We start from the raw sequence: 9016 nt of genomic DNA on the forward strand, positions 1-9016 counted from the left end.
CGTCCCTACCTTCGGGAACGCGGCCGAGGGGTGGGTTTCAGCGGAACACGTTGTCCGAGTCGTCCCAGTTCAGCAAGTCCTCCTCCGGGGTGCGCCGGGCGCCGACCGAGCGGGCCTGGTACATCGCGTCGATCTCCATCGCGTAGCGGCGCACGATCTCGTCCCTGCGCAGCTTCATCGACGGCGTCAACAGACCGTTGGCCAGGTCGAACGGCTCCGGCAGCACCCGGAACACCCGGATCGACTCCGAGCGCGAGACCGTGCTGTTGGCGGCGGCCACGGCCCGGGCGATCTCCTCCCGCAGCGCGTTCTCCTCCCGGGCCTCGCGCACCGAGGGGTCCTGCTGGGCCACCAGGACCCCGCGCCAGTGGGCCAGGAACACCGGGTCCAAGGTGAGCAGGGCCCCCACACAGGGCCGGTTGTCCCCCACCACCACGGCCTGGTGGATCAGCGGATGCATTCTCAGCCGGTGCTCCAGGGCGGCCGGGGCCACGCTCTTGCCGCTGGTGGTGACGATGATGTCCTTCTTGCGGCCGGTGATCGTCAGATAGCCGTCGGCGTCCAGCCGCCCGAGGTCCCCGGTGGCCAGCCAGCCGCCGTACAGCGCGGCCCGTGACGCGGCCTCGTCGTTGACGTAGCCCTGGAAGACCGAGGGCCCGCGCACCAGGATCTCCCCGTCGTCCGCCACCCGGAGATCCACGCCCGGCAGGGGACGGCCCACGGTCCCGGACTTCTCCCGGCCCAGCGGCTGCATGGTGATCCCGCCGCAGGTCTCCGTGAGGCCGTAGCCGTCGTGGACGTAGACGCCGATGCCCTCGTAGAACAGGGAGAGCTCACGATTGAGGGTGGAGCCGCCCGAGGTGGCGCGGCGGGCCCGGCCGCCCAGCGCGGCCCGCAGTCTGCGGTAGACCGTGCGCTCGTACAGGGCGTGCTGGAGCCGCAGGTCGAAGCCGGGGCCGGGGCCCTCGCCCAGCCGCTGCCGCTCGCAGGCAAGGGCGAAGTCCCGGGCGGTGTCGGCGGCCCGCTCGAACAGGGCGCCGCGGCCCGACTGCTGGGCGGCACGCAGGAAGTTCTTGTAGATCTTCTCGAAGACCGAGGGCACGGCGTAGAAGTAGGTGGGGCGGAAGGACTGCAGGGCGGCCGCCAGGGCCTCCTCGTCCAGGTCGGGCTCGTGGGCCATGAGCAGCCCGCCGCGGATGCACACGCCCTGGATCATGAGGCCGTACACATGGGAGAAGGGCAGGAAGGCGAGGACGGACGGCTGCTCTCCCGGGGCCGCCGTGATGTGGCGCCAGCCTTCGAGGAGGATGTCGACGGGGCTCGCCAGGCCGCGGTGACTGAGCGCGCAGCCCAGCGGACGGCCCGTGGTGCCGGAGGTGTAGGCGACGACCGCAGTGGAGTCCGGCAGCACGATGCGGCGCAGCGACTCGACCGTGGCGAGCGGGATGACCCGGCCCCGCTCCCGCAGATCCTCCAGCGCGTCCGCGTCCAGCTGCCAGACATGGCGCAGCCGGGGCAGTGAGGCGCACACCGAGCCGACCGTCATCACCGCTTGCTCGTCCTCCACCACCACCGCCACACAGCCGGCGTCGTGCAGGATCCACTCGACCTGTTCGCGCGAGGCCGTCGGATAGATGGGTACGACCTCGGCGCCCACCGTCCACAGCGCGTAACTGAGAACCGTCCACTCGTACCGGGTCCGCGCCATGATGGCCACCCGGTGTCCGGGCGAGATCCCGGAGGCGACCAGTCCCTTCGCGAGGTCCACGACCTCGTCCCGCAGCTCCACGGCCGTGACCTCCTGCCAGGCCCCCGAGGAGCCCTCGGGACGGCGGGCGAGCACCGGCAGGGTCGGGTCGAGCTCCGCTCGCTCGAACACGCTGTCGGCCAGACCGCCGCTGGAGCGCGAGATGGTCCGGGGAGCGAGGGCGAAGTCGCGCATGCACTGCTCCTGACGTGTACGGGCTGTGACCGCGCCGACGAGCTCGGTCATCCGCGGTGCTCGAATGTAGCCCAGGCGCGAGCGAGTGGTACCTGGAATACGGAAGTAACCGGTCACCCGTGATCTGGTCGAGATCGAGGCCCCGGAACGGGTGCGTCACACGCACCCGACGGCCGCGCACCCGCGGGCAGGCCCCGCCCGCCGAGGGCCGCCGGCCCGGTGAGACCTACGCCTGGGTCAGCCGCACGCACTCGGTGACCACGCTCCGCAGGCTCCCGGTGCGCTCCAGCAGCTCACGCTGCACCCGGGCGCCGTTGCCGTGCCGCAGCAGTCCGGCACAGGACTCGCGGGCCCGGTCCAGGTCGCCGCTGTCGGCGAGCGCGTCCTCGACGTGGTCCAGCAGCGCCTGGACCACGGTCTCGGCCGGCATGCGGTGCATCGTCGCCGGGTGGAGCAGTTCCTCCGACAGACCGGAGCGCGCTGCCCGCCAGGCCGCCAGCCGCAGCAGGCTCACACTGTGCGTCGCCGGCTCCTTGTCCGCGCGCCACTCGCGCGCGGCCGTCTCCACCAGCCCCCGGGCGAGGGTCGCGAGCAGGACGGCGGTGTCCGCCTGCAGACAGACGTCCGAGACCCGGATCTCCACGGTCGGGTAGTTCCGGGACAGCCGGGCGTCGAAGTAGATCATCCCCTCGTCCAGGATGACCCCGGTCGCCACCATCTCCGCGACCCGCCGGTGATAGCGCTCCGCCGAGCGGAACGGCTCGGTCGGTCCGGCCGAGGGCCAGCGCTGCCACACCCGGCTGCGGTAACTGCTGTAGCCCGTGTCCTTGCCCTGCCAGAAGGGCGAGTTGGCGGTGATCGCGGTCAGCACGGACAGCCAGGGCTGGATCCGGTCGAGGACGGCGACGGCCTCCTCGTCGGACTCCACGGACACATGGACGTGACAGCCCATGACGAGCTGCTCCTGGGTGGCGATGCCGTATTGATCCGCCATCCACCGGTAGCGGCGGCCGACGCCCACGGAGGGGCTGACCGGCAGCGGGGAGGCGGCCAGGGAGACCACGGCACAACCACTGTCGCCGGCGAGCCGGGCGGCCTCCTTGCGGCAGCGCACGATCTCCGCGCGGAGATCGTCCATGCCCGACTGCGGGTGGGTGGCGAACTCCAGCATCTGGTCGTGCAGTTCCTTCTCGAAGACGTCCTGGTCCGGCTCGTCCTGCGCGGCCCGCGCGAGTACGGCCGCGGACAGCGCCTGCGGCTCGCCGGTCTCCGGGTCGACCAGGAGGAGCTCCTCCTCCACTCCCACGGTGCGCACGTGATACAGCCCCTTCTGTGGCCCTCGGCGACGACGAGGATGCTCGTCCTCGTACGACCCCGACTGCCCCTGCGGAGCCGGTCGGAACCTCCGCGTCGCCCGCGGGCTCAGTCGGGCATCGGGACCAGCCACACCGTCGCGAGCGGCGGCAGGGTGAGCCGCAGCGCCCCGTCCTCCGCCTTGACCGGGTCACGTCGCACGATGTCGCCGCCGCCGTACCGGACGGCGTCGGTGTTGAGGGCCTCCTGCCACAGGGGGTGACCCTCGGGGACGCCGAGGCGGTAGTCCTCGCGCACCACGGGGGAGAAGTTGGAGACCGCGAGCAGCGGACGGCCCGCCGCGTCGAACCTCAGGAAGGCGAAGACGTTGTCCTCGGCCGCGTCCCCGACCACCCACCGGAAGCCCCCGGGGTCGGTGTCGCGCTCCCACAGGGCGGGGGTCGCGCGGTAGACGGTGTTCAGGTCGCGCACGAGATCGCGGACGCCCCGGTGGTCGGGCTCGGCCTCGTACGTCGGGTCGAGCAGCCACCAGTCGGGGCCGTGGGCCTCGGACCACTCGGCGCCCTGGGCGAACTCCTGCCCCATGAAGAGGAGCTGCTTGCCCGGGTGGGCCCACATGAAGGCCAGGTACGCGCGGTGGTTGGCGCGCTGCTGCCACCAGTCGCCCGGCATCTTGGACACCAGGGCCTGCTTGCCGTGGACGACCTCGTCGTGGGAGATCGGCAGGACGTAGTTCTCGCTGTACGCGTACACCATCGAGAACGTCATCTCGTTGTGGTGGTACTTGCGGTGCACCGGCTCATGACTGATGTAGCCGAGCGAGTCGTGCATCCAGCCCATGTTCCACTTCAGGCCGAAACCCAGGCCCCCGCTGTCCGTGGGGCGGGTCACGCCGTCCCAGGCGGTGGACTCCTCGGCGATCGTGACCACCCCCGGCGCCCGGCGGTACACGGTCGCGTTCATCTCCTGGAGGAAGGCGACCGCGCCGAGGTCCTCACGGCCCCCGAACACATTGGGGCTCCACTGGCCGGAGTCGCGCGAGTAGTCGAGGTAGAGCATCGAGGCGACCGCGTCGACCCGCAGCCCGTCGATGTGGAACTCCTCGCACCAGTACACCGCGTTGGCGACCAGGAAGTTGCGCACCTCGACGCGTCCGAAGTCGAACTCGTACGTGCCCCAGTCCGGGTGCTCGGCACGCCGGGAGTCCCCGGGCTCGTACAGCGGGTCCCCGTCGAAGCGGGCCAGCGCCCAGTCGTCCTTGGGGAAGTGGGCCGGCACCCAGTCCATGATCACACCGATGCCGGCCCGGTGGAGCGCGTCCACGAGGTACTTGAAGTCGTCGGGCGTGCCGAGCCGGGAGGTCGGCGCGTAGAAGCCGGTGACCTGGTAGCCCCAGGAGCCGCCGAAGGGATGCTCGGCGACCGGCATCAACTCGACGTGGGTGAAGCCCAGGTCCTTGACATAGGCGGGCAGCTCATCGGCCAGCTGACGGTAGGTCAGCCCCTTGCGCCAGGTCGGCAGATGGACCTCGTAGACCGAGAACGGCGCCCGGTGCACCGGGAGCTCGCCACGCCGGGCCATCCACTTCTCGTCGCTCCACTCGAAGTGCGAGGCCGTCACCACCGACGCGGTCGCGGGCGGCACCTCGGCGCTGCGGGCCATCGGATCGGACTTCAGGAACCGGTCGCCGTAGCGCGAGGTGATCTCGAACTTGTAGCGGGCACCCTCGGTGATCCCCGGCAGGAACAGCTCCCACACCCCGGACGAGCCGAGCGAGCGCATCGGGAACGCCTGTCCGTCCCAGAAGGTGAACTCCCCGGCGACCCGGACCCCCTGGGCGTTGGGCGCCCACACCGTGAAACGGGTGCCGGTCACGCCCTCGTGGGTCATCGGTTCGGCGCCGAGCGCCTTCCACAGCTGCTCGTGGCGGCCCTCGCGGATGAGATGGAGGTCGGTCTCGCCGAGCGCGGGCAGGAAGCGGTACGGGTCGTGCACCTCCTGCTCGCCGTCCGCGTACGCCACCAGCAGGGTGTAGTCGGGGATCGCGTCGAGGGGCAGCAGACCGGAGAAGAGGCCGTCGCCCTCCGAGGTCAGCGGGCTGCGCTCGCCGTCGATCACCACGCTCACCGAGCGGGCGAAGGGCCGCAGGGCCCGGAAGGCGATCCCGCCCGGGACCGGGTGGGCCCCGAGCAGCCCGTGCGGGTCGTGGTGGGCGCCGGCCAGCAGCCGGCCCCGGTCCCCGGGGTCCAGCGCGGGGGCCGGCGCACAGTGCGCCGGTCCGGACGGCTCGGGCAGTGAGGTGTCGCGCAGGGCCACGGCTCAGTCTCCTCTCACGGCGAGTCGTTCGATCGCCGCCATGGGCACGGGCAGCCAGTCGGGCCGGTGCCGTGCCTCGTACAGGACTTCGTAAACGGCCCGGTCGGTCTCGTAGGCGCGCAGCAGGCCGTGCTTCTTGCGCGGATCCCATCCGGCGAGGGCGGCGTAGCCCCCGCAGAAGGCCTCCCGGCAGCGGCGTGCCCACTCGGGCCGCCAGGGCCGGCGCTGGCGGGCCGCGTAGTCGAAGGAGCGCAGCATGCCCGCGATGTCCCGCACCGGGGACTGGGCGGCGCACCGATCGGCGAGCGGGCGCGAGGGCTCGCCCTCGAAGTCGATGACGAACCACTCACGGCCCGCCCGCAGCACCTGCCCCAGGTGCAGGTCACCGTGAACGCGCTGGGCGGGCGGCCCGGAGTCGCAGGTGGCGAGCGCGCCGAAGGCGTTCCGCAGACCGGGGACGAACGGACGCAGCGCCGGCACGCTGTGCGCGGCGGAGTCCAGGCGTTCGGTCATCGCGGCCGCCGTGGCGGCGTTGTCGTCGTGGCCGGTGCCGGGGAAGGCCGCGGCCAGCGCGAGGTGCACCTCGGCCATGGCCCGCCCCAGTGCGTGGGCCTGCACGGTGAAGTCGTCACCCGAGGCGAGCGCCTGGAGCGCCAGCGCCCACCCGTCGGACGCGTCGCGCAGATACGGCTGGAGCACGCCGAGCGTGGCCTCCTGCGGGTGCGTGGTCCGGAACCAGGCGACCGGCGCCGGCACCCGGCGGCAGCCCTGCCCGGCCAGCGCGACCGGCACCTCAAGGTCCGGGTTGACCCCGGGCTGGACCCGGCGGAAGACCTTCAGGATGAACTCGTCGCCGTACACCAGCGAGGTGTTCGACTGCTCGGCCTCCAGCAGCCGCGGCGGGAGCCCGGCGGGCACCGGCACCGAGGGGGCGCGCTCGAAGCACAGCGGGCCGGCGGTACCGGGTTGCCGCAGCCGCTCCAGCAGCAGTTGTGCCGAGCGCGGGTCGTGCAGGGCGTCGTACACCGTGAGCCCGGCCAGCGGGCCCTGCTCGGCACGGCCGATGAGGGCGCGGCCGAGACGCGGCGAGAGGTGTTTGCGCACCCCGAGCAGCAACTGGTAGCAGTCACCCGCCGGGGCGCCGCCGCCGGGCGCGGGCACCCCGCCGTGACCGGTGTGGACCAGCAGGTGCAGACAGCCCGGGAACAGCTCGGTCATCGACAGCAGACCGAGCTCGCTCACGGGCCGGTCCTTGCCCGCGAACCAGCGCTGCCGCGGCAGCCATTGGCGCAGCAGGTCGCCGAGCGAGGCCATGAGATCGGCCGCGGGCGCGGGTCTCGGGCTGAGGGGTGCGGTCTTCGGCATGGTGACGCGTCCTTTCGTCGGCACGCTCAAAGGCGTCGGCCGATGCGGGATGCGACTCGGGAGAGCCGGAACCAGTAGAAGCCGTGCCCGCCGAGGGTCAGCAGGTACGGCAGTTCACCGATGGCCGGGAAACGCACCCCGCCGAACAGCTCGACCGGGTGCCGGCCGTCGAACTCGCGCAGATCCAGTTCGGTGGGCTGCGCGAACCTGGAGAAGTTGTTGACACACAGGACCAGGTCGTCCTCGTACTCCCGCAGGAAGGCCAGCACCGCGGGGTTGGACGACTGGAGCTCGGTGAAGGTGCCGAGGCCGAACGCCGGGTTCTGCTTGCGGATCTCGATCATCCGGCGGGTCCAGTGCAACAGGGAGGACGGCGAGGCCATCGACGCCTCGACGTTGGTGACCTGGTGTCCGTAGACCGGGTCCATGATGATCGGCAGGTTGAGCCGTCCCGGGTCGGCCGCGGAGAAGCCCGCGTTGCGGTCGGGGGTCCACTGCATGGGGGTGCGGACCGCGTCCCGATCACCGAGCCAGATGTTGTCGCCCATGCCGATCTCGTCGCCGTAGTAGAGGATCGGCGAGCCGGGCAGGGACAGCAGCAGCGCGGTGAACAGCTCGATGGTGTCCCGGTCGTTGTCGAGCAAGGGGGCCAGGCGCCGCCGGATGCCGATGTTGGCGCGCATCCGCGGGTCCTTCGCGTACTCGGCCCACATGTAGTCGCGTTCCTCGTCGGTGACCATTTCGAGGGTGAGCTCGTCGTGGTTGCGCAGGAAGATGCCCCACTGGCAGTTCTGCGGGATGGCCGGGGTCTTGGCGAGGATCTCGGAGATCGGGTAGCGGGACTCGCGGCGCACCGCCATGAAGATGCGGGGCATGACCGGGAAGTGGAAGGCCATGTGGCACTCGTCGCCGCCGGCCTGGTAGTCGCCGAAGTAGTCGACGACGTCCTCCGGCCACTGGTTCGCCTCCGCGAGGAGGACGGTGTCCGGGTACATCGCGTCGATCTCGCGCCGGACCCGCTTCAGGAACTGGTGCGTGGCGGGCAGGTTCTCGCAGTTGGTGCCCTCGGCCGCGTACAGATAGGGGACGGCGTCGAGGCGGAAGCCGTCGATGCCGAGGTCGAGCCAGAAACGCAGGGCGGCCAGGATCTCCTCCTGGACGGCCGGGTTCTCGTAGTTCAGGTCCGGCTGGTGGGAGAAGAAGCGGTGGAAGTAGTACTGGCCGCGCACCGGGTCGTGGGTCCAGTTGGAGACCTCGGTGTCGACGAAGATGATCCGCGCGTCCTCGTACTGCTTGTCGTCGTCGGCCCACATGTAGTAGTCGCCGTAGGGGCCGTCAGGGTCCTTGCGGGACTCCTGGAACCACGGGTGCTGGTCGCTGGTGTGGTTCATGACGAAGTCGATGATGACCCGCATGCCGCGCTGGTGGGCGGCGTCGACGAACTCCACGAAGTCGGCGAGGTCACCGAACTCCGGCAGGACGGCGGTGTAGTCCGAGACGTCGTAACCACCGTCTCGCAGAGGTGACTTGAAGAAGGGCGGCAGCCACAGGCAGTCGACACCGAGCCACTGGAGGTAGTCCAGCTTCGCGGTCAGGCCCTTGAGGTCGCCGACGCCGTCGCCGTTGCTGTCCTGGAAGGAGCGGACGAGGACCTCGTAGAAGACCGCGCGTTTGAACCAGTCGGGGTCCCGGTCCTTGGCCGGGGTGTCCTCGAAGGTGTCGTGGACGGGCTCGTTGACAGTCACGCGGTGGATCCTCCGATCTGAGGCGCCGACCTCCGGACGTGGAACAGATGCGCCGGTGCCCGGCCGGGCTCCAGACGTACGTAGTTGCTTCTGCTCCAGCGGTGGGTCTCACCCGTCAGTTCGTCGTGGACGGACAGGGACTCGTGCCAGTCCAGGCCGAGTTGCGGCATGTCCAACGAGACCGTGGCCTCCTGGGTGTGGTGCGGATCGAGGTTCACGACCACCAGAACCGTGTCGTCGCCGGTGCGCTTGCTGTAGGCGATGACCGCGTCGTTGTCGGTGTGGTGGAAGCGGATGTTCCGCAGGCGCTGGAGGGCGGGGTGGCGGCGCCTGA

The 9016-nt window shown here is 71.0% G+C and carries 6 protein-coding genes; all 6 read right to left on the reverse strand.

Annotated features, from left to right (window positions below; all coding sequences use genetic code 11):
* Positions 1-37 precede the first annotated feature (37 nt).
* A complete protein-coding gene (locus tag AQI94_RS20395) occupies positions 38-1942 on the reverse strand; it encodes an AMP-dependent synthetase/ligase (protein ID WP_031041063.1) in 1905 nt (634 codons plus the stop codon).
* A gap of 226 nt (positions 1943-2168) precedes the next feature.
* Entirely contained in the window at positions 2169-3257 is a 1089-nt protein-coding gene (locus AQI94_RS20400; protein ID WP_031041062.1) for a glutamate--cysteine ligase 2, read from the reverse strand.
* Between the two features lie 107 nt (positions 3258-3364).
* Complete coding sequence (gene glgB, locus AQI94_RS20405; RefSeq protein ID WP_062229856.1) at positions 3365-5572, reverse strand: 1,4-alpha-glucan branching enzyme; 2208 nt, start codon at positions 5570-5572, stop codon at positions 3365-3367.
* Positions 5573-5575: 3 nt separating this feature from the next.
* Positions 5576-6937, reverse strand: a complete 1362-nt coding sequence (locus AQI94_RS20410) for a maltokinase N-terminal cap-like domain-containing protein (RefSeq protein WP_031053833.1) — start codon at positions 6935-6937, stop codon at positions 5576-5578.
* 26 nt (positions 6938-6963) lie between these two features.
* Entirely contained in the window at positions 6964-8682 is a 1719-nt protein-coding gene (gene treS, locus AQI94_RS20415; protein ID WP_007379724.1) for a maltose alpha-D-glucosyltransferase, read from the reverse strand.
* Positions 8679-9016 (reverse strand): alpha-glucosidase C-terminal domain-containing protein (locus AQI94_RS20420; protein WP_159050639.1); only part of this gene is annotated, 338 nt, incomplete at its 5' end. The genes treS and AQI94_RS20420, both read right to left, overlap by 4 nt.

The organism is Streptomyces pseudovenezuelae (assembly GCF_001513955.1).
In the GTDB taxonomy this organism is placed as follows: domain Bacteria; phylum Actinomycetota; class Actinomycetes; order Streptomycetales; family Streptomycetaceae; genus Streptomyces; species Streptomyces pseudovenezuelae.

Bases quoted from the DNA above. Each gene is read 5' to 3' on its own strand.
- AQI94_RS20395 (WP_031041063.1), bottom strand. From the start codon at position 1,942: ATGCGCGACTTCGCCCTCGCTCCCCGGACCATCTCGCGCTCCAGCGGC.
- AQI94_RS20410 (WP_031053833.1), bottom strand. From the start codon at position 6,937: ATGCCGAAGACCGCACCCCTCAGCCCGAGACCCGCGCCCGCGGCCGAT.